This is a genomic window from Pseudomonas sp. H1_G08 (assembly GCF_054681355.1).
This window is the reverse complement of sequence record NZ_CP162822.1, coordinates 5,804,432-5,825,472: the sequence shown is the minus strand read 5'-3', so window position 1 is coordinate 5,825,472 and position 21,041 is coordinate 5,804,432. Positions and strand designations below refer to the sequence as shown.

The following is a 21,041-nucleotide window of genomic DNA, read 5'->3' as shown; positions in this document are numbered from 1 at the left end:
CATGTTGTGCTACTGAAATTTACAAAACTAAACCAGTATCCCCATCAACTTGGCTTTCGCCACAGCCTGAGTTCTGCGTTCTACACCCAACTTACCGTTAATCCTCCTCGCATGGGTTTTTACTGTATGTAATGAAATAAACAGTTGCTCGGCAACTTGCTGATTAGAAGCCCCTTGAGCAATCAACATCAGCACTTCGCGTTCGCGTCGACTGAGGCCAGGCGCCTGTTCATCGTTATCCCGTGGCCAGGCAGAGACCTCCTTGCCAGACCCAGTGCCGAGGCTACCTCGGCGTAATTCCCACTCGCGCACGGCTTGCTGCAATCGGCAACGCTGCGCCAGCGTTGCGGCTCGCTGAAACGCTTGCTGCGCCGCCACCGTGTCACCGTGCGCTTCGGCCAACTGGGCGAAGGCCAGCAACAATTCCGTTTCCGCCGCCAACATGCCTTTGGCCTGAGCGCGCTTCAACAATCGCTCAATGGTTGGCAGAGCGCTTTCGTCCGGGACCGATTGCGCATTCGCGCAGGCCAGCAGGTATTCGATGCGAATAATCAGTTCGAACGTCGCGGGTGGCGCCTGCAACGCCGAAGGTCCCCGGTAATGCCGTAACAGTCGGCTCAACGCTTCTTGCGCAAGATGCGGTCGGCCCTGCTGCAACCAGAACTGGCTGCTCACCTGCAACACAACACCGCGATAGACCGTATCGGGAATCTGCCGCTGCTGCATGACCCTTTCGGCCTCGCGCAGGCGTTCGAAAGCGCAGGCATAATCGCCGCGATTGCCGGCCAGTTGCGCCTGCCCCAGATAACCATACAAGACCCGCTTGTCGTGGCTGCGCAAGCAATCTTCAAGGCCTTCGCTGAACAACTGCGCAGCCTGCTCTTCAAGGCCCATGCACAGCGCCAGTCGTCCGCGCCGCAGGGCAATCCGGCCGAGCAGTGGCAAGGGCAGCGTGGCGCGCTGGCGCAGCAAGTGCTCGATCTCCACCAGCAGGCTTTCGGCACGCAAAGGCGCGCCCCGCTGCTCGAGCCATTGCGCATGGTCAAGCTCAAGCAAGCCTTCGAACAGCAAGGAGCCATGAGCCCGCGCCAGGCAGAGCGCCTCGCGGTTGAGGGCATGTGCCTGATCCAGCTCGCCGCACAGTAACGCCTGCTGGGTCAGTCCCGACAGGCACATCAGACGCGCCTGCCAGGCATCGTCAGCCAGTGCAGACAAAGCCTCGTGAAAGCAGGCGCGTGCCGGCTCCATTTGCCCTTGCAGGTGAAACAGCCATCCCTGTTGCGCCTGCCAGCGGGCCAGCAGTTGCTGCTCCAGTTGCGCTGTCGGCTGCGGCATGAAGCGGCCGAGATGAGCCAGGCATTGCCCGGCCTGTTCGAACCGGCCGGCAAACAATAAGGCGCCCGTGACCAGCACGATCAGCTGTGGTGTCATCAGGGTCAGCTGCTGGCTTTGCTGCTCGTGCAAACGCAACAGCAGGACGACGGTCTGGTCTTCGAACAAGTCTTCGAAGCCGAAATGCTGCAACAGGCTGACGGCAGTTTCGTATTCCTCGGCCAACAACGCTTGCTCGAACGCCGCTCGCCAATCCTGCGTCGCGCTGAACCACTGACAGGCGCGCCGGTGCCAGGAACGCGCACACGGCCAGTGCGACGCCTGGATGATTCGCGACAGCGGGCGGAACACCTGGAGCCAGTCAGCGGATTGCTGCCATGGCTCGATAAAGCAGCCCAACACCTGCAGATCGTGCAGCAGCCGCGCGCCTTCGCCGGGGCCGAACAAATGCTCGCATAGCGGCGCATTGAACCGTGGCAGGTGAGCCAGCACACGCCATGCCTCGTCCTGCTCCGGCGTCAGGTTGCTGAACAGTTCATGCTGCAGATAATCGAGCAGAGTGTCGACACGCTGCTGCGGTTGCAGGTTTTGCGACCAGTCGCATTTCTGCAGGAGCGCCATGCGCGCCCCCGCGCACCAACCGCCAGTACGCTGGATGATACGGGTGGCGACGCGGTCCGCCTGGTCAGGCGGCAAATGGTGCAACACCGATACAACTTCATCGTGAGTCAGCGCCAGGCTGGCGCTCTCGAATTCGTAGAGTTCGTCATCGAGCAACAGGCGCGGCCAGTTGCACTGCGGCCGGCGGCGAGTGCTGATCCACCAGGTGAGCGCCGGGCTGCTGACCGCCAGCAAGCGATCCAGCAGAGCATCCACAGCCGGATCCGGCAGCCGACTGTAATCGTCGATAAACAGCGACGTCGGCCTCGACCAATGGGCCAGTTCCGCCATCAGCTGCGTATCATCAAGGCCTTCGACCAGCCCGAGCGCCCGCGTCAGACGCAGGCAAAATTCTTCGCTGCTGAGCGTCGCTCCCGCCAGCGGCAGCCAGATTGCCTCGCACTCCGCGCGCACCTGAAGAAGACATTCGGTGAGCAGTGCGGTTTTGCCACTGCCTGCGGGCGCGCACAACAGCCTGACCCGTGCGTTCGATGTCAGCAAAGGTGCGCTCAAACGGCTGCGAGGTTGATGATGCGAAGAAAGCCTGGGCAAAAATCCGGGTCGATCCAAGCACGGGGTCATGGCGGTCATCGGGTGAGCCTTCTTATCGTTGTGCGCTCACCCTAGCCCTCTCCCGCGCCCTTGTTGACGAGTATTCAGCACGCTGATTGATGGCCATAAAAAAGGCGACCGTGCGGTCGCCTTTTGTCCAGCGGTGCAGCAGACCCGTTACCGCACGCCCTCGGCGCGCAGGGCCGACGGAGTGTAATCGGCAGCCTTGGCTTCGAAGCCGAATTCGAAGCTGTGCTTCTCTTCGTTCTTCATGCCCAACGCAATGTAGCGGCCGGCAATGATGTCGTAGAGCGCTTCCAGCGTGTAAGCCTGGGCCTGATGATCGTAGTAGTACTGGGCGTGACCTTCGGCGACGCGCCACAGTTGCCCGCGACCGTCGTAGTGATCGGCCAGTGCCACTTGCCAGCTGTCCTCGTCGATGTACATGTGGCGCTTGGCGTAGATGTGCCGCTCGTTCGGTTTCACCGTGCCGATCACTTCCCAGACGCGGTGCAGTTCGTAACGGGTCAGGTCCTGATTGATGTGCCCGGCCTTGACGATGTCGTCGTACTTGAGCTTCGGCGAGTCGAGCTTGTAGCTGTTGTAGGGAATGTACATTTCCTTCTTGCCGACCAGTTTCCAGTCGTAGCGATCCGGCGCGCCGGAGAACATGTCGAAGTTGTCGGAAGTCCTCAGGCCATCGGCCGCTGTACCCGGGCCGTCATAGGCCACTTGCGGTGCGCGCCGGACCCGGCGTTGACCGGCGTTATAGATCCACGCCAGACGCGGTTCCTTCACCTGATCGAGGGTTTCGTGCACCAGCAGCACATTACCGGCCAGCCGCGCCGGGGCGGTCACCGATTGCTTGAAGAAGGTCAGCACGTTGGCGGCTTTATCCGGGTCGATGTCTTTCATCAATTGCGGCACGGCGATCTCTTCTTCGAAGCGGATCGGCGTGTAACTGCCGTTGGTCTGCGGCGTGACTTGGGTGATGATCCGCCGCAGATTGCCACCGTGGTAGCGGGTGATGTGGTTCCACAGCACCTCGACGCCGTTCTTCGGAATCGGGAAAGCGTAGTAGCGATTGCCAGTGAAATTGGCCAGGCCGTTGCCATCGTTGATCGCGTTGACGTTCAGCGCGCTGCGCTTGGCCGACTCGTAGATTTCCGCTGGCGCACCCACGGTGCGGTGGGTCGGGTAGACCGGGATCTTGTAGGTTTCCGGGTAGCGTTTGAACATCGCCACCTGGCCATCGGAGAGCTTGCTTTTGTACTGCTCGACGTTCGCGGCGGTGATGGTGAACAACGGTTTTTCGTTGGCAAACGGGTCGGCGAGAAAGCCCTTGCTGTCCACCGCACCGGCGTTTTTCGGGATGCCGCCGGTCCAGGCCGGAATCGAACCGTCCGCATTGCCGGCCTTCTCGGCGCCGAGCGGGGTCAGGCTGGTGCCGAGTTTGTTCGCTTCGTCCGGCGACACCGCCGCCATCACGTTGGCGGCCAGCAGACTCAAGGCCAGCACGCCACATTGCAGAATCGTTTTGCGCATTGCAGTCATCCTTCTCGGGCAGATCAGAAGTTCACGCCGAAGCTCAGGGCCACGAAGTCACGGTCTTCGAGGACGTTGTAGTCGCCACCGAAAAAGTCGGTGTAACTCAGGCTTGCGGTGTAGGTGTTGCGGTAGTCGGCATCGACGCCGAAGCTGATGGCTTTCGCACCTTCGTTGAACAGACCGTTGGGGCCGTAACCGGCGACGTCATGGGACCACGACAGGTTGGGCTTGAGGTTGATCCCGCCGATGACGTTGGCGTAATCGAGAATCGCCCGGGCGCGATAGCCCCACGAAGTCGAGGTGACGAAGCCGTCGGTATCGCCGCCGAATCCGTACTGACCGTAGACCGAATCACGGCCGTAACGCAGCTCACTGCGGGACTCCAGACCACCGACATGCACCACCGCCGCTTCGCCGACCACAGTCAAACGTTCGGCGCCGAGCACCTGATCGAAGAAGTGTGTGAGGGTGCTCTGGATCTGCGTGACTTCCTTGCGCCGGTAGCCTTTGTTGTCCGCACCCGGCGAAGTAGCGAGTGGCGATGCGGTGCCGCCGGCAATCGGGTTGACCAGCGCCAGGGTCAGGTCGTTGGTGTTGACCTGCACCGGCGCGTTCGGCCGGTAGCTGACCTCGCCGGTCCACGCGGTGCCGGTGGGCAGCGTGGTGGAGAAACTCGCGCCGTACAGACGAATGTCTTCCGGATATTCGAGGTAATACTGACCGCGCCCGAGCATCACGCTTTGCGCCAGCCCTGCACCACTGCCGGGCGCGAGGCCGTTGGCAATGCCGACCATGCCTGGCAACGCCGCCAGTGTCGACAGCCCCGCCGTGGTGGTGCCGACCGTCGGCGTACGGCTGTGGTAGTTCATGAAGTAGAGGCCGTACTCGGTGTCGTCGCCGAGCCAGCGCAGCGCCGTACCCCACTGCCCGGAATCGCGCGCATCGCGATCACCGCCACGGGGGATCACCACGCCCTCCCGGGTGACCTGGATGCCTTGGCCGAACGCAGTGGTCAGCGGCACCAGTGGCGCCACCGCTGGGCTGCCGACGGTGTAGCCGTTGTTGCAACCGTCCGCCGCCACGTCAACGCCGAAGAACGTGCCGCAGTTGTCGAGAACGGTCTGGTCCCACTCCAGTTGGTAGAAGCCTTCGACCGAGAGTTTGTCGGTCAGGCTCTGCGAGCCAAACAGCATGTTCACCGGAATCAGGCCTTCCTTGATCTCGGCACCGGGACGGCGGAATGCCGAGACGTCGACCGGGTTGATGCTGTTGATCGAGTTGCCGATGAAGGTACTTTCACCCCAGCTCACCACCTGCTTGCCGGCCCGCACGGTGCCGGGCAAATCGGCGATGGCGTAGTTGTGATAGACGAAGGCATCGAGGATCTGCGCGCCGGAAGACTTGGCGCCTTCCTTGCGGCCGCTGTCGCTGATCTGTTTGAACTCGCGGTCTTCGTCCTTGAGTTCGAAGTCGTACCAGTATTTGCCCCGCACGAACACGCCGGTATCACCGTACTTCAGTTCGAGGTCATGGATGCCCTTGAAGATCTTCGAGAAGGTTTCGCCCTTCTTGAAATTCAGGCGCCCGTCATCACCGGTGGACGATTGTCCGCTGCCGCCATTGACCGTGCCGACCAGCGAACTGTCGGCATCGCGCAGGCCCCAGCTCGCGCCGACCGAAAGTGACGAGTCGAAGGTGCCTTCGATTTCGCCGATGTTGAAGGCGACCGCGTGCGCCTGGGCGCAGCAACCCAGAGCCACCGCAGCGGCCAGCGCCTGCGGTGTGAAGATGGCGCGCATTGTTGTTTTTGTCATGCGTCTTCCCCGGTGAGTGACAGAAGGCCCCACCCTACTGCCGGGTGAAGCGGTCGATAAGCGCACCAAGGAGGTATTTGCGTTGTCGCTCGAAAGGATGAATGGCCATGTACGGCGGGGCCTGGGGCGGTTCATGGACTGGCTGGATAGCGCGTCATCAGCGCCATCCATGCGCACGCCACTGTTGCGCGCCCCGTAACAGTGCATGTCTGGAATCGGTATTTTTCCTACAGGCTTGAGACCTTATTCTGAGCGCGCTTCCCCGGCACACGCCGCAAAGCGCCAAGCTCGCCACGCTGAATCGCGAGCGACTGGCTACAGATTCTGGATAAATCGATGTTTTCGGTTTACCGCCCCGGTGTTCACTGACGTTGATTTGTAGCTCCTTGATCCAACGTCTTACCTTGGCCGCTGCGTTTGCAGCGGCCTTTTTTATGGGCGTTTAAAAAGGCTGGTTAGCGGTTCGGGAGCGCTTCCGATCAGCGCGTCAGACATTTCTTCGAAGCTCGGACGAATTCCCTCTGCATCGATGAAAACCCGCGAAAACCCTTTCGACATAACGCCCTGTTACCGACGGGCTTCTCGGATTTGATTACCGCCACTCTGATGTAACTTGAAACACCTCAACCATTCGCTGGTGACACGGATGTCATCGCCACCCGTGCGCACTTTCGAGCGAGTGAAAACGCACATTCACAAGGATATGAATATGCCAAAGCCTCCACCGTTAGAACTGGATCCGCGCCAGCGTGACATTGCCGAAGCGGTGCGCCGGGAGCAGGAAGAAATCCGCGTACGCGAACAGGCGCGTCTGGCCGCGTTGGCGGAGAAACAGCGTCGGGATGCCGAACAGGCTCGACTGGCGGCTGAGACCGCGCGCCTGAATGCTGAGGCTGAAGCTCGGGAGAAAGAGCGGCTGGCTGCGTTGAAAATCGCCCAGGCCGAGGCACGAGCCAAAGCTGAAGCAGCGGCGCTGGCCAATGCGGCAGAACAGGCTCGGTTACAGGAGGAACGCAAGCATGTCTTTCCGGCTTATGGAGCAGTGGCCCGCAACGGCCCGGCCGTTTCTTTCGCTTCGACAGCCGTCCCGCTCAGCCCGGCCACCTCGGCGGGAATACTCAATGCGTTACGTACGGCAAAAGCGACCCTGACAGCGACGGGCACGGCGCTGCTCGGCAGTCCGGTACTGATGGGATTCGCAGCGCTGTTGATGCCGTCACCTCTGGGCAACGGCGAACGCTTCGCCATGAGCGTTCCACTGGCCGAGTTGTCGTCCGAGCCGGCCGAGTCGCTGCGTGAAATCGCAGACCGGCAGGGCACTTTGGAGATGCAGGTCGGGCTAGGGGTCAGGCGACTCGGGGCTGGCACGCAAGTGTTCGTCGCTATGAGCGATGACTTCCATATTCGCTCAAGTGTGCTGGTTCTCAATGCCGCATACGATCTGGTCAACGACTTATACAAGATCGCGCTATCGGACTCGCCCACCGACTTGCTGACCTGGACACCCGCTAACACACCGGGTGACCAATCGACCGCCTTGCCAATAGCGGATACCGGTTCGCCCGCCTATTCCGGCGCTTCCGTTGTTCCGATTGAAGGGCGGCTGGATCTGAACCCGATCCTGGTCGAACGCTGGGATCGATTCATCATCGTTTTTCCAGCCGATTCGGGGATAGAGCCGCTTTATGTGGTGTTCAGCAGTCCTTATGAGGGAGCAACCGAAAAGGGAAAGCACAGCGGGCGTGGTTTCAACCCAGACGAGACTGGAGATGAAATGACATAGTCACTGTGTTCGCGTTACTTCAGGCCACGCCACATCTGGACATGATGATCAGACGCCACAATCGAGACCTGATCAACGAGTATGGGACCCTGGAAGCGTCGTACTCTCGGCTCTTCGCTGCCGGGATTTTGCTGGAGGGGGAAAAGGGCCTCGCTATCAAAGGACCTAACTGGAAGCCGCCCAAGTTCATGACAGAAAAAAGATACATTTGAAAACTGGAGCCACCCGCCGCGAGGGTTGGTGGCTCCGTTAACTTCAAATCGAATACTTCTGCAAATTCGCCATCATTTCCTTCAATGCTTCAATATTGTCCTTCGGATGCGCCGCCCCTTCGAAATCACAAATCTGCTGCCAGTGCGCCGCGACGTCTTCTGGCGAGAACCCTTCGCGCGGATCGAAGCCGGCACCGAGGCTGCGTTCCCAGCGCACCTTGCCCATCCAGCCGCCGCCGACTTCGAACAGGCCGGACGTTTCCTGGCATTGCTCGCTGGCCAGATACACCACCAGCGGGCTGACCAGTTCCGGCTTCAGTTGCTCGAATACTTGCGGCGGGATCAGGCCCTCGGTCATGCGCGTGCCGCCGGTCGGGGCGATGGCGTTGACCAGAATGTTGTTCTTGCGCCCTTCGATCGCCAGCGTTCGGGTCAACCCGTAAAGCCCGAGTTTGGCCATGCCGTAGTTGGACTGACCGAAATTGCCATAGATGCCTGAAGTCGACGCAGTGAAAATCACGCGACCGTAGTTTTGCTCGCGCAGATGCGGCCAGGCGGCACGGGTAACCTTGTAGGCGCCTTCGACGTGGACGCGATAGACCAGATCCCAGTCGGCGTCGTCCATCTTGTGAAACGACTTGTCGCGCAGGATCCCGGCGTTGTTGACTACGACGTCGACGCGGCCGAAGGCATCAAGGGCGTTCTGTACCAGTTTGTCGCCGTCAGTCACCGAGTCGTGGTTGGCTTCGGCAATACCGCCGGCCTCGCGGATTTGCGCCACTACGCGGTCGGCAGCCGAAGCGTTGGCGCCCTCGCCCTGCGTCGAGCCACCGAGATCGTTGACCAGCACTTTGGCGCCCTGTCTGGCGAACAGCAGCGCATGCGCACGACCGAGGCCGCCACCGGCGCCGGTCACTATCACGACTTTATCTTCGAAACGCACAGGTTCATTCATCGCGGCAACTCCAGCAGGCCAAGGGATATTGCCCCGAGTGTCAGGCACGGCGCTTTGGGTCACAACGAACACGGCTGCGGCTGAATGGTGCGCGATAAGGCTGAGGGATGATCGAGTGTCAGGACGCCGAGAGCCCGTGCTCTCGGCGAGAATCAGGAGTACGCCACTTTGCGCGGAGGCAATACCAGACGATCGCGGAACGCCAGATAGTGCTTGAGTACCAGCACCGGCGCCTCGGTTTGCGGATAGTGGCCAATGCCGGGTAAGAGCACGGTGTCTGCATCAGGGATCAGTTCGCGATATCGCTCGACCATGTGCACGCCGGAGATCGGGTCAAATGCGCCATCGATCACCCGCAAGGGAATGTCACCCTGCTGCATGGCCGTCACCCAGCGCTCACGTTGCACCCGGCGCTCGGGAATGTAAGTGATCAATTTATGCAGGATGCGCGGGCCGTGGTTGCTGTCGACCAGACTCCAGTAATCATCCAGCTCGCTTTCACTTGGCTGGGTCTGCGGGCCGAAGATCTGCCGGAAACCTTTGACCAACGCCTCACGACTGAATGCGCGACCAAGCAGCCAGCCAATCGGGCTGAGCAGCAGTTTCTGCATCAGCAGCGGACGATGGGTTTCCGGAAACAGCCCGCCGTTGAGGAACACGCAACTGGCGACTTCGATGCGCTTTTCGTAGTGCCGCGCGAGCAGTTCCTGAGCGACGCTGTCGCCATAGTCGTGGGCAAGAATATGCACCGCTTGTTCAACCTGCAGATGGGCGAGCAGTGCCTGTTGCAGATCGGCCTGTTCCAGCAGGCTATAGGTGTGATTGCGCGGTTTTGCCGAATCGCCGAAACCGAGCATATCGCAGGCGATCACCTGATAACGCTGGGCCAGTGGCTGCCACAGGTAATGCCAATCCCAACTGGCGGTGGGGAAACCGTGAATCAACAGCAACGGTTCACCCTGCCCGACTGTCCAGTAGCGGATCGACTGGCCACGAAAGACAAAAGTCCGGCTGCGCTTGCGCCAGACACACAAAGGAATCTCGGCAAGTGGCATTAGAATTTATACCCCGGATCCTGCAGGTCGAGTTTGCGCAGCAGCGCCGGCCACGCCAGCGCGCCGCCCATGCCCTGCGCGCTCTTGGTGACGCCGGCAATCATCGCTTTGGCGCCGGCGAGAATCTGCGGTTCGATGGCGATCAGTTCGGTCCCTCCAGTCTGCGCCATGACCTGAATGTCGCAGGCCCGCTGGAAAGTGAACATCATCAGAAAAGTGTCGGCGATAGTCCCGCCGCAGGTGAGCAGACCGTGGTTGTGCAGCATGAGGAAACTGTTGTCGCCAAGATCGGCTTGCAGGCGCGCCTTTTCTTCATGATTCAGGGCCACGCCCTCGTAGGCGTGATAGGCCAGGCTCGACAACACGAACAACGACTGTTGACTGATCGGCAACACCCCCTGCCTTTGCGCCGACACTGCAACGCCTGACGCAGTGTGCGTATGCAGCACGCAAACCACATCGTGGCGCACTTCGTGGACGGCGCTGTGAATGGTGTAGCCGGCGGGGTTGATTTCGTAGGGGCTGTCCATGAGTTTGTTGCCGGCCTGATCGACTTTCACCAGGCTTGAGGCGGTAATCTCGTGGAACATCAGGCCAAACGGATTGATCAGGAAATCTTCAGTGCCGGGCACCTTGGCCGAGATATGCGTGAAGATCAGATCGTCCCAGCCGTGCAGCGCGACCAGACGGTAACAGGCGGCAAGATCAACGCGGGTCTGCCACTCGGCAGCGCTGACCTGATCTTTGACGTTCGGCGACGATTGGACGGGGGCTACGCTCACTGTATGCACCTCTGCGTTCTTCTTGTTCTGCTCGTGTCAGCAGTCTAGTCAGGCGCAGGGCATCGCGTAGTTGCATTGGCAGCCAGCTTGATGACTGAACGAGTCAGCCGGGCAAACAGCCTGGATCCGTTGCAATGCAACAACGCTTATAAGGTGCAGCGATTATTGCCCGCAATCAGCCCTTGAGCGCTTCGATCAACTGCGCCAGCCACGGCTCGGCATCGGTTTCCGGCGTGACGCTTTCGCTGGCGTCGATGCGCAACATTTCCTGAACCTCGTTTACGCCCAGTTCGGCAAACAGTTCGCGCATCTGCTCGCCACCGCCGCAGAAGGTGTCGCCATAGCTGGCATCACCGAGGGCAATCACCGCGCCGGGCAGGCCCCGCAACGAAGCAGGCAACTGATCGCGCAGCATCGAATACAACGGTTGCAGGTTGTCCGGCAGCTCGCCCATGCCAGTGGTCGAAGTGACGGCCAAAAGAGCCTCAGGAGCGAACGCCTGAATATCGGCCAGCGCGGCCCGCGAGTTGTAGAAGGTTTCAAAGCCGGCGGCTTTCAGCAGGTCCTGAGCGTGGCGGGCGACTTCTTCGGCGGTGCCGTAGACTGAACCTGAGAGGATGGCGACTTTCATCAATCTGATCCTGGAACTGAAAAAAAAGAGCCGCGATAGTAACAGCCCATGCTGCGAAGTTGCGATTGGCTCTCAATGGAAGCTGATGGCCTATAGACAGTCCGCGGCTTTCTTCTAGAATGCCTGCCACTGACATAACGGAAGGGATTCTCGGATGATCAACGCCCGTCTGCTGCAAATGGTGATCAATGCTTCAAACGAAGGAATCGTCGTCGCCGAAAAGGAAGGTGATCGAGATAACATTCTTATCTACGTCAACCCCGCCTTTGAGCGCATGACCGGTTATAGCAGCGAAGAGATCCTTTATCAGGACTGTCGTTTCCTCCAGGCTGGGGACCGTGATCAACTCAGTCTGCAACCGATTCGCGACACATTGCGCGAAGGCGGCTCGTGTCGTGAGGTTCTGCGCAACTACCGCAAGGATGGCACGCCGTTCTGGAACGAATTGTCATTGTCGACGGTAAAGAATGCCGAGGACGGGCAGACTTATTTCATCGGCGTGCAGAAGGATGTAACGCTTCAGGTCAAGGCGCAGCAGCGCGTTGCACAGCTGGAAGCACAAGTGGCGGCGCTGCAAAGCGAGCTGGCGGCACTCAAAGCGACGAACGGCGCAAACAAAACCGCGAACTGACGGTCATTAACTACAATCACCAATGACTTTGTAACTATTCACTTCGAGTTAGCCATGCAGCGCGACGCCCTCCTCACCCAGGACGAGCTGGATTTCATCCAGACAATGCAGCACAACCCGCAACTGAACGTGCGGGATGCAACGTCGAGTCTGCTGGTTAATGGTGGTTCGCAGATCCGTGACCTGCTGACACGTCTGGCTGCTCACGAGCAGGTGACGATCCAGGCCAACTTCGAAAATCAGCAGATGACCTTCCCGCTGCATCTGGTGGAAGACGAGTTCCACGCGCTGCATCTGCGTCTCGGGGTGCCGAGCATCTATGAAGACGGCCCGATGGTGCGGCCGTGGCGCCTGGTATTGGAAGAGCCGGTGGCATTGGAAAACGCCAAAGGCCAGCCCGGCACGCTGTGGGTGCACGAGGTGTCGCACAAAGGTGTGTTGCTGGAAGTGCGCAACAAGACCAAACCACCGAAACATTTCGCCCTATGGTTCAGCCCTTCCGGTTATGAGCGCATCTCGTTGCGCGGCCATTTCGAGCGTGAAACCGAGCAAGGTTTCTTCGCTTACGAACTGAGCCAGACCGATGCCGACGAAACCGAGCGCTTGCGCCAGTTCATCCTGCAACAGCATCGCCTGACCCACCCCGCCCTGCACGCCTGAGTCTCAGGTATCCAGCTTGCCTGCCATGAATTGCTTCATGCGTTGACGCATTGTTGCGCCCTCGTTACCCAGACATGCAACGGATGAGCCGGCCAGACTGTCTTCGGCCAGTTCCGAGGCATCGCCGGCCAGCATCAATTGGCAATCGAGGCTCAGTGCCAGACGATTCAGGCGCCGGGGCAGCTCTGGGGCGGGGGCATGATTGGAAAACAACACAAGTGCGTCAGGCTTGACCTTTTCGCAGACCAGCGTCAATTCATCGAACGGCTGGCCCGTGGTCAGCACCCGCACGCCAGAGTCGTTGCCGCTGAGAAACAACGCCGCGACCAGCAACTCCAGCTCTCTGCACTGCCCCGCGAGCGCGCTGACAATCACCCGACGCGGTTGCGCACCCCGCAACATGACAATGCGCTGCAGTACACGCACCCTGAGAAATCCGTCGAGAAACAACCATTCGCTGGTTTGCCCGAAAGCGTCCTGGCGCTGCAGCAGTTGACGCCACAACGGCATCAGAATGGCTTCGAACACCACCGGCAGCGCGTACGACGAGAAAATCTGCCCGTAGACGCGATCCAGCTGCTGATCGTCGAACGCACTGACCGCCTGCTGAACCTGCTCCTGCCATTGCTTGTAATCGGCCTGCACATGGTCATCGGGGATGAAGTTTGCCAGCACCTTCAGAGGCTCTGTTTTCGCCAGGATCTTGCCGACTTTGCTCACGGCCACGCCGCGATCGATCCAGTCGACAATGCTGCGCACGCGCTCGATATCGTTCATTGAATACAAACGATGCCCGCTTTCGGTGCGCGTCGGCTGGATGAGTCCGTAACGGCGCTCCCAGGCACGCAGGGTCACCGGGTTGACGCCAGTCAGGCGCGCCACTTCGCGGATGGGAAAAAGCTCTTCGCGCTCGATCGTGCCGAGTGCTGTTGAAGCCGGGCGAGTGTCCGTGTTTACAGGCATCTGGCGGTCAACTTCCATGTCGGTTCATTGGATCCCATTTTAAACATGATGGACTGGAAACCTTCAAGTAGTGATCTACGACGAATGTGGCTGGTTTAATCGACAAAATCAGGAATAATCCTTGCTTGTTGTAAAGCGCAAGCCTCTACCCCGGCCTGCGTCAGGCGAAGTTCTTACCCGGAACGACGCACTCGAAATACGGAGATACAAAATGTCTACTTCCCCCGTCACGCTAATGGTAGCGCGTCGCGTCGCCGATGGCCGTTATCACGATCTTATCGCCTGGTTGCGCGAAGGCGAGCAACTGGCCACCGACTTCCCCGGCTACCTCGGCTCCGGCGTCCTCGCGCCACCGCCCGGTGACAACGAATTCCAGATTATCTTCCGCTTTGTCGATGAGCAGACCCTGCACGCGTGGGAATACTCGGCGTCGCGTACCGCCTGGCTGAATCGTGGCAGCGATCTTTTCGAACATCCCAAAGAGCACCGGGTCAGCGGCATTGAAGGCTGGTTTGGTGCTGCCGGCCAACGCCCGCCGCGCTGGAAACAGGCCGTGGCGATCTGGCTGGCGTTTTTTCCGGTGTCGCTGATATTCAACTTTGCCCTCGGCCCGCTGCTCGCTGAGCTGAGCCTGTTGCCGCGCATCTTGATCGGCACGGCGTGCCTGACGCCGCTGATGGTGTATTTCTTCATCCCGTTGTCGACGCGTCTGCTGGCGAACTGGTTGAACAGCACGCCGACGAGGCCATTGGCTGGCGCACCGTCGGCGCAGAATCGCTGATCCGCAGCGGGCGGCGAGCCTGTTATAGTTTTCGCTTCAACCGCGATGCGAGCCGCCCATGCCAGATTCCGCAGCCCCGATCCTCATCACCGGCGCCGGCCAGCGTGTCGGTTTGCACTGCGCGCAGCGCTTGATCGAGGATGGCCACCCGCTGATTTTCACTTACCGCACCGAGCGACCGGGCGTACAGGCCCTTCGCGATCTCGGCGCGACAGCGCTGTTCGCGGATTTTTCCAGTGAGGCAGGAATACTGGCCTTCATTGATTCACTGAAAGCGCACACCGACAGTTTGCGCGCGATTGTGCACAACGCCTCCGAATGGCTGGCGGAAACCCAGGGCAGCGAAGCACAAGCCTTCAATCGCATGTTCAACATTCACATGCTCGCGCCTTACCTGATCAACCTGCACTGCGCCGGGTTGCTGCAACGCTCGACACCTGCCGACATCATTCACATCAGCGACGACGTCACCCGCAAGGGCAGCAGCAAGCACATCGGTTATTGCGCCAGCAAGGCCGGGCTCGACAGTCTGACCCTGTCGTTTGCCGCGCGCTTTGCGCCCGCCATCAAGGTCAACGGCATCGCTCCGGCGCTGCTATTGTTCAACCCCGACGATGACGCCGCCTACCGCAGCAAGGCGCTGGCCAAGTCCGCGCTGGGTATCGAGCCGGGCAGCGAGGTGATCTATCAGAGCCTGCGCTATCTGCTCGACAATCCCTATGTCACCGGCACGACCCTGACCGTCAACGGCGGCCGGCACGTCAAATAGGCCGTCCCGCTTCGGCCGCGAGTCGAGTAAGATCCACCAGAACGCCTGCAATAGACTGGACGGAGCAAATCAATGCCACAACTTCAACCGGGAATGGCGCGCATCCGGGTCAAGGATCTGCGCCTGCGCACCTTTATCGGCATCAACGAGGACGAAATCCTCAACAAGCAGGATGTGCTGATCAACCTGACCATTCTGTACGCGGCTCAGGAAGCGGTGCGTGACAACGACATCGACCACGCGCTGAATTACCGCACCATCACCAAGGCAATCATCGCCCACGTCGAAGGCAACCGCTTCGCGCTGCTCGAACGCCTGACTCAGGAATTGCTCGACCTGGTGATGACCAATGCATCGGTGCTGTACGCCGAAGTCGAAGTCGACAAGCCCCACGCGCTGCGCTTCGCCGAATCGGTATCGATTACGCTCGCAGCGAGCCGCTAGCTTCAAGCCTCAAGCCGCAAGCTGTAAACTTTGCTCACAGACACCCATCTTGCAGCTTGAAGCTTGCCGCTTGAAGCTGTCTCGAAGAGACCCCCCATGACTGATCAACAACGCCTGGAACTCGAAGCCGCCGCCTTTCGCCGACTGGTCGCTCACCTCGACAGCCGCAAGGACGTGCAGAACATCGACCTGATGAACCTCGCCGGGTTCTGCCGCAACTGCTTGTCGAAATGGTACAAGGCCGAAGCCGACCAACGTCAGATCGAGGTCAGCCTCGATGACGCCCGCGAAGTGGTGTACGGCATGCCCTACGCCGAGTGGAAAGCCCAATACCAGCAAGAAGCCAGCGCCGAGCAGCAAGCAGCGTTTGCCAAAGGAAAACCCAATGACTGATCTGAATACCCTGCGCGCCAGCCTCAAGAGTGGCGAGCATGCTTTCGCCGACACCCTGGCGTTCATCGCCGCCGGTTACGACTACCAGCCTCAAGCGTTCAACAACGGCGGCGTGGAAAACGCTGCCGGCCAGAATGAAGGCTCGTGCAAGACCCTGGGTCTGGCACTGCTGGAAGGCTTGAGCGATGAAGAAGCGCTGCTGGCGTTCGGCGAGCATTACCGTTCGGTGCTGGCGACGCCCGAGGGCAGCGATCACGGCAATATCCGCGCGTTGATCAAGCACGGCCTGGCCGGGGTGAAATTCAGCGCCCAACCCCTGAACCGCCGCTGATCCCAACAGCCACACATACCCCCTGTGGGAGCGAGCCTGCTCGCGAAGACGGACTGACATTCATCGAAGATGTCGACTGATACACCGCTTCGCGAGCAGGCTCGCTCCCACACTGGATGCGTGGCGACTGCGAATCTCGGGCACAAAAAAACCGGCCAATCTGGCCGGTTTTTTTTATGCCCTGCGGTCTTAGAACGTGGCGTTCTGCAAGCCGTCCAGGTAACGCTCGGTGTCCAGTGCCGCCATGCAACCGGCGCCGGCCGAGGTGATGGCCTGACGGTAAACGTGGTCAGCCACGTCACCGGCAGCGAAGATGCCTTCGACGCTGGTGGCCGTCGCATTGCCTTCACGGCCGCCCTGCACAACCAGGTAACCGTCTTTGAGCGTCAACTGACCTTCGAACAGCGAAGTGTTCGGGGTGTGGCCGATGGCGATGAACACGCCGTCGACTTTGATCTCGTCGAAGCTGCCATCGTTGTTGCGCAGGCGCGCACCGGTCACGCCCATGTTGTCGCCGAGGACTTCGTCCAGGTTGGCGTTCAACTTGAGAATGATCTTGCCTTCAGCCACACGAGCGTTGAGCTTGTCGATCAGGATCTTCTCGGCGCGGAAGGTTTCGCGACGGTGGATCAGGGTCACTGTGCTGGCGATGTTGGCCAGGTACAGCGCTTCTTCGACAGCGGTGTTGCCACCGCCAACCACGGCGACCGGCTTGTTGCGGTAGAAGAAACCGTCGCAGGTCGCGCAGGCCGACACGCCTTTGCCCATGAACGCTTCTTCCGACGGCAGGCCCAGGTAACGCGCACTGGCGCCGGTGGCGATGATCAGTGCATCGCAGGTATAGACGGCGCTGTCGCCGGTCAGGGTGTAAGGCTTGGCTGCGAAGTCCACGGCGTTGATGTGATCGAACACGATCTCGGTTTCAAAACGCTCGGCGTGCTCACGCATGCGCTCCATCAGCACCGGACCGGTCAGGCCGTGGACATCGCCCGGCCAGTTGTCGACTTCGGTGGTGGTAGTCAGTTGACCGCCAGCCTGCATGCCGGTGATCAGCAGTGGCTTGAGGTTGGCGCGGGCCGCGTAGACCGCAGCGCTGTAGCCGGCGGGGCCGGAACCGAGAATGATCACTCGCGAATGACGGACTTCAGACATGAATCTGCTCCTGTTGGCCGGCCATGAAAAAATCTGGCGCGGACGCCGGACGGCCGGCGGAATAAAAAAGGACCGTGGACACCTTGGGGAAGGCTTGAACTCGACAGTCCTGTAAAAAGTTGGGTGCAGCGTATCGAGGGGGGCAAGATTAAGGAAATACGGTTTAACAATCCAGCTCATAGGTGGTCTCTATGCCGAGACGCTGACGAGATAGACCTCTTTGTTACAGTGAATGTCGATTGCTCTGCCGCGCTTTCGCCGCTGTGGCAAAGCCGGTAACGTCGGCGCGTTTTCCCTTGCTTCGGAGCACCTTATGCCCGCCCCTGTTCTGTCAGGCCCGCAATACCTGCGCGAAGGCCTCAAACTGGTCCTGAGCCCTGGCCTGCGCCTGTTCGTGTTGTTGCCGCTGGCTATCAACCTGGTGCTGTTCGTCGGATTGATCTATCTGGCCGGCCACCAGTTCAGCCTGTGGGTCGACACGCTGATGCCCTCGTTGCCTGAATGGCTGAGTTTCCTCAGCTATATCCTCTGGCCGCTGTTCGTGGTCCTCGTGGCCTTGATGGTGTTTTTCACCTTCACCATGCTCGCCAACATCATTGCCGCACCGTTCAACGGTTTCCTCGCGGAAAAAGTTGAAGTGGTGGTGCGCGGCACCGATGATTTCCCGGCGTTCAGCTGGGGCGAACTGATCGCGATGATCCCGCGCACCCTCTCCCGGGAAATGCGCAAGCTCGGCTACTTCCTGCCGCGCGCCATTGGCCTGTTCATCCTTTCGTTCATCCCGGTGGTAAATATCGTCGCCGCGCCGTTATGGCTGCTGTTCGGCGTGTGGATGATGGCCATCCAGTACATCGACTACCCGGCGGACAACCACAAACTCGGCTGGAACGAGATGCTGGCCTGGCTGCGGCAGAAGCGCTGGCAGAGCATGAGTTTTGGCGGGATCGTTTATCTGGTGTTGCTGATTCCCGTGGTGAACATCCTGATGATGCCAGCGGCGGTGGCCGGAGCGACATTGTTCTGGGTGCGCGAACGTGGCGCCGAAAACCTGGTGATACAGCACTGACCGCGTCACAAATCCATCATCCGATCGTAACAAGCTCGACATGGCCTCAGCCGACACTGAGGTCATGACGACAGCTCTACATATCACCCTCATCAGCGAAACCTTCCCACCGGAAATCAACGGCGTGGCCAATACCCTTGGCCGCTTGTGCGAGGGTTTGCGCGCACGAGGGCATCAGGTGGAGCTGGTGCGCCCGCGCCAGGCCGGTGATCCACAACGCAGCGAAGACGATGCACTGTTGCTGTGTCGCGGATGGCCGCTGCCGGGCTATCCGGGGCTGCAATGGGGCCAGTCGTCGATGCATAAACTGCTGCGGCGCTGGAAACGCCAGCGCCCCGATGTGCTGTACATCGCCACGGAAGGCCCGCTGGGATTGTCGGCACTGCGTGCCGCACGGCGCCTGGGGATTGCGGTGGTGAGCGGCTTTCACACCAACTTCCAGCAATACACCAGCCAGTACGGCCTCGGTCTGCTGACGCGGATGCTTACCCACTACCTGCGCTGGTTTCACAATCGTTCGGCAATGACTTTAGTGCCGAGCGCCAGTCAGCGCCTGGAGTTGGAGCGGCGGCATTTCGAGCGGCTGGCGTTGTTGTCGCGGGGTGTGGACAGCCAGTTGTTTCATCCGAGCAAACGTCAGAGCGCGTTGCGTGAGCAATGGGGGCTCTCTGACACGGATATCGCGGTCATCCACGTAGGAAGGCTCGCCCCGGAGAAAAATCTGGGCCTGCTCAAACGCTGCTTTGAAACCCTGTGTGAGACTTATCCACAGCGCCATCTGAAGCTGATCGTGGTCGGTGACGGCCCGCAGCGTTCGGCGCTGGAAAAAGAATTGCCGGAAGCGATCTTCTGCGGCGCGCAGCGGGGTGAAGTACTGGCGGCGCACTATGCCTCAGGGGATCTGTTTGTATTTCCCAGCCTCACCGAAACTTTCGGCAATGTGGTGCTGGAAGCCCTGGCTTCGGGACTTGGCGTTATTGCTTATGACCAGGCAGCGGCGGCGCAGCATATTCGCCATGGCTACAACGGCGTTTCGGCAATGCCCGGCGATGAGCAGGCGTTTTGCGAAGCGGCGGCGTGGTTGCTGGAGGAAGATGAACGGTTGCGTTGTGTGCGGCTGAATGCGCGGCAGCATGGCAGTCGCCAGGGCTGGGCGGCGATTATCGAGCAATTCGAGGGGTATTTGCGGGGGGCTTGTGTGGGGGAGTTGGTGGTGCCTGGGGCTCAGACACAACCATAGATTTGCGTCGACATAGAAACAGCGTTCGCGAGCAGGCTCGCTCCCACATGGGCACCGCATTCCTTCATATGAAATGCAGTAGAGGGTGGGAGCGAGCCTGCTCGCGAAAAGGTCGAACTGGCGCCGCTTAAACCAGGGTCATCAACGCCTCACGACTGAACGGCAGAATATCCTGCTCACGTCCTTCACGGACTTTCTGCGCCCAGTCCGGATCGACCAGCAGCGCGCGGCCCACTGCTACCAGGTCGAACTCTTCTTTGTCCAGACGCTCCAGCAGATTTTCCAGGCTGGCCGGTTGCGCGACCTTGTCGGTGTTGACCATGAACTGCAGGAACTCGCCGTCCAGGCCGACGCTGCCCACGGTGATGGTCGGTTTGCCGGTCAGCTTGCGGGTCCAGCCAGCAAGGTTCAGATCCGAACCGTCGAACTCCGGCTCCCAGAAGCGTCGGGTCGAGCAGTGGAAAATGTCCACGCCAGCGTCGGACAGCGGCTTGAGAAATTCGCCCAGCGCTTCGGGGGTTTGTACCAGACGCGCGGTGTAATCCTGCTGCTTCCACTGCGAGAAGCGGAAGATGATCGGGAAACCCTCACCGACAGCTGCGCGCACTGCTTGAATCAAATCGATGGCAAAACGCGAACGGTTGGCCAGGCTGCCACCGTATTCATCGCTGCGCTGATTGCTGCCTTCCCAGAAGAACTGGTCGATCAGATAGCCGTGGGCGCCATGGATTTCCACACCGTCCATGCCGATGCTTTGCGCATCTTTGGCAGCCTGGGCAAACGCAGCGATCACGTCCTGGATGTCCTGCTTGGTCATGCCGTGAACCACGACCTGACCGTCCTTGAGTTTTTCCGACGGACCGTAGCCCGGCACGCTGGCGTCCGGCTCGGTGCCGAGGCGGCGTACGCTGCCGACATGCCACAGTTGCGGGACGATCTTGCCGCCCTCGGCGTGCACGGCGTCGACAACTTTTTTCCAGCCGGCCAGCGGCGCTTCACCGAAAAACTGCGGCACGTTTGGATAGCCATTGGACGCGATGTGGCCGACCGTGGTGCCTTCAGTGATGATCAGACCAACCCCGGCGGCCGCACGACGACGGTAGTACTCGATGACTTTGGAATTCGGCACGCCGCCCGGGGAGAACGAGCGGGTCATTGGCGCCATGACGACGCGGGTCGGCAGTTCGAGGGCGCCGAGGTGGAACGGTTTGAACAGGGCTTTAACGGGCATCGAGAGGCTCCACGAAAACATTGGCGACAGGCATGAATCGATATGACGCCGATAAT

The 21,041-nt window shown here is 60.1% G+C and carries 20 protein-coding genes; 10 read left to right on the top strand and 10 right to left on the bottom strand.

The window, feature by feature from the left end; translation table 11 throughout:
• Positions 1 to 27 precede the first annotated feature (27 nt).
• The 3 genes from AB4N85_RS26255 to AB4N85_RS26245 all read right to left on the bottom strand — a co-directional run bounded on the left by AB4N85_RS26255 (position 28) and on the right by AB4N85_RS26245 (position 5,906).
• Complete coding sequence (locus AB4N85_RS26255) at positions 28 to 2,583, bottom strand: LuxR C-terminal-related transcriptional regulator (RefSeq protein ID WP_252868817.1); 2,556 nt, start codon at positions 2,581 to 2,583, stop codon at positions 28 to 30.
• A gap of 138 nt (positions 2,584 to 2,721) precedes the next feature.
• Positions 2,722 to 4,089: a DUF1329 domain-containing protein gene (locus tag AB4N85_RS26250; RefSeq protein WP_016771641.1), complete on the bottom strand. Its 1,368-nt coding sequence runs from the start codon at positions 4,087 to 4,089 to the stop codon at positions 2,722 to 2,724.
• Between the two features lie 23 nt (positions 4,090 to 4,112).
• Positions 4,113 to 5,906 carry a DUF1302 domain-containing protein gene (locus AB4N85_RS26245; RefSeq protein WP_252868816.1) on the bottom strand — a complete coding sequence of 598 codons (1,794 nt, stop codon included), beginning with the start codon at positions 5,904 to 5,906 and terminating at the stop codon, positions 4,113 to 4,115.
• A gap of 646 nt (positions 5,907 to 6,552) precedes the next feature.
• Between AB4N85_RS26245 and AB4N85_RS26240 the strand changes: the two genes are divergently transcribed.
• A complete protein-coding gene (locus AB4N85_RS26240; RefSeq protein ID WP_460066440.1) occupies positions 6,553 to 7,689 on the top strand; it encodes an S-type pyocin domain-containing protein in 1,137 nt (378 codons plus the stop codon).
• Between the two features lie 255 nt (positions 7,690 to 7,944).
• Here the strand turns inward: AB4N85_RS26240 and AB4N85_RS26235 are convergent, their stop codons facing one another.
• The 4 genes from AB4N85_RS26235 to AB4N85_RS26220 all read right to left on the bottom strand — a co-directional run bounded on the left by AB4N85_RS26235 (position 7,945) and on the right by AB4N85_RS26220 (position 11,324).
• Positions 7,945 to 8,856 carry an SDR family oxidoreductase gene (locus tag AB4N85_RS26235; protein WP_041478004.1) on the bottom strand — a complete coding sequence of 304 codons (912 nt, stop codon included), beginning with the start codon at positions 8,854 to 8,856 and terminating at the stop codon, positions 7,945 to 7,947.
• A gap of 152 nt (positions 8,857 to 9,008) precedes the next feature.
• Positions 9,009 to 9,911, bottom strand: coding sequence for an alpha/beta fold hydrolase (locus tag AB4N85_RS26230; protein WP_236169712.1), 903 nt, complete (start codon positions 9,909 to 9,911; stop codon positions 9,009 to 9,011).
• Positions 9,911 to 10,693 (bottom strand): class II aldolase/adducin family protein, encoded by a 783-nt coding sequence (locus tag AB4N85_RS26225; protein ID WP_041478002.1) that lies wholly within the window; start codon positions 10,691 to 10,693, stop codon positions 9,911 to 9,913. The genes AB4N85_RS26230 and AB4N85_RS26225 overlap by 1 nt, the downstream gene beginning before the upstream one ends.
• 175 nt (positions 10,694 to 10,868) lie before the next feature.
• Positions 10,869 to 11,324, bottom strand: coding sequence for a flavodoxin (locus AB4N85_RS26220; protein ID WP_236169713.1), 456 nt, complete (start codon positions 11,322 to 11,324; stop codon positions 10,869 to 10,871).
• Positions 11,325 to 11,478: 154 nt separating this feature from the next.
• Here AB4N85_RS26220 and AB4N85_RS26215 point away from each other — a divergent pair, with 154 nt between their 5' ends.
• Both AB4N85_RS26215 and AB4N85_RS26210 read left to right on the top strand, forming a co-directional pair.
• Positions 11,479 to 11,955 carry a PAS domain-containing protein gene (locus AB4N85_RS26215; RefSeq protein ID WP_236169714.1) on the top strand — a complete coding sequence of 159 codons (477 nt, stop codon included), beginning with the start codon at positions 11,479 to 11,481 and terminating at the stop codon, positions 11,953 to 11,955.
• Between the two features lie 54 nt (positions 11,956 to 12,009).
• Positions 12,010 to 12,615 carry a hypothetical protein gene (locus AB4N85_RS26210; RefSeq protein ID WP_024011639.1) on the top strand — a complete coding sequence of 202 codons (606 nt, stop codon included), beginning with the start codon at positions 12,010 to 12,012 and terminating at the stop codon, positions 12,613 to 12,615.
• A gap of 3 nt (positions 12,616 to 12,618) precedes the next feature.
• On the opposite strand, the gene AB4N85_RS26205 is transcribed toward AB4N85_RS26210, so the two are convergent.
• Positions 12,619 to 13,578: a MerR family transcriptional regulator gene (locus AB4N85_RS26205; protein ID WP_252869532.1), complete on the bottom strand. Its 960-nt coding sequence runs from the start codon at positions 13,576 to 13,578 to the stop codon at positions 12,619 to 12,621.
• A gap of 211 nt (positions 13,579 to 13,789) precedes the next feature.
• Here AB4N85_RS26205 and AB4N85_RS26200 point away from each other — a divergent pair, with 211 nt between their 5' ends.
• From AB4N85_RS26200 to AB4N85_RS26180, 5 genes are all read left to right on the top strand, one after another.
• Positions 13,790 to 14,359: an antibiotic biosynthesis monooxygenase gene (locus AB4N85_RS26200; RefSeq protein WP_041477999.1), complete on the top strand. Its 570-nt coding sequence runs from the start codon at positions 13,790 to 13,792 to the stop codon at positions 14,357 to 14,359.
• Between the two features lie 58 nt (positions 14,360 to 14,417).
• A complete protein-coding gene (gene folM, locus AB4N85_RS26195) occupies positions 14,418 to 15,128 on the top strand; it encodes a dihydromonapterin reductase (RefSeq protein WP_252868814.1) in 711 nt (236 codons plus the stop codon).
• Between the two features lie 72 nt (positions 15,129 to 15,200).
• Positions 15,201 to 15,572 (top strand): dihydroneopterin triphosphate 2'-epimerase, encoded by a 372-nt coding sequence (folX, locus tag AB4N85_RS26190; protein ID WP_016771653.1) that lies wholly within the window; start codon positions 15,201 to 15,203, stop codon positions 15,570 to 15,572.
• 96 nt (positions 15,573 to 15,668) lie between these two features.
• Positions 15,669 to 15,965 carry a DUF1244 domain-containing protein gene (locus AB4N85_RS26185; RefSeq protein ID WP_056782977.1) on the top strand — a complete coding sequence of 99 codons (297 nt, stop codon included), beginning with the start codon at positions 15,669 to 15,671 and terminating at the stop codon, positions 15,963 to 15,965.
• Positions 15,958 to 16,296 carry a HopJ type III effector protein gene (locus AB4N85_RS26180; protein WP_039759326.1) on the top strand — a complete coding sequence of 113 codons (339 nt, stop codon included), beginning with the start codon at positions 15,958 to 15,960 and terminating at the stop codon, positions 16,294 to 16,296. Before AB4N85_RS26185 ends, AB4N85_RS26180 begins: the two co-directional genes overlap by 8 nt.
• A gap of 189 nt (positions 16,297 to 16,485) precedes the next feature.
• Here AB4N85_RS26180 and trxB read toward each other — a convergent pair whose 3' ends face one another.
• Positions 16,486 to 17,448: a thioredoxin-disulfide reductase gene (gene trxB / locus AB4N85_RS26175; RefSeq protein ID WP_016771656.1), complete on the bottom strand. Its 963-nt coding sequence runs from the start codon at positions 17,446 to 17,448 to the stop codon at positions 16,486 to 16,488.
• 313 nt (positions 17,449 to 17,761) lie between these two features.
• Here trxB and cysZ point away from each other — a divergent pair, with 313 nt between their 5' ends.
• Both cysZ and AB4N85_RS26165 read left to right on the top strand, forming a co-directional pair.
• Entirely contained in the window at positions 17,762 to 18,514 is a 753-nt protein-coding gene (cysZ, locus tag AB4N85_RS26170) for a sulfate transporter CysZ (protein ID WP_038861129.1), read from the top strand.
• Between the two features lie 40 nt (positions 18,515 to 18,554).
• Positions 18,555 to 19,754 (top strand): glycosyltransferase family 4 protein, encoded by a 1,200-nt coding sequence (locus tag AB4N85_RS26165; protein WP_252868813.1) that lies wholly within the window; start codon positions 18,555 to 18,557, stop codon positions 19,752 to 19,754.
• 127 nt (positions 19,755 to 19,881) lie between these two features.
• Here AB4N85_RS26165 and AB4N85_RS26160 read toward each other — a convergent pair whose 3' ends face one another.
• Entirely contained in the window at positions 19,882 to 20,985 is a 1,104-nt protein-coding gene (locus tag AB4N85_RS26160) for an NADH:flavin oxidoreductase (RefSeq protein WP_252868812.1), read from the bottom strand.
• Between the last annotated feature and the right edge of the window lie 56 nt (positions 20,986 to 21,041).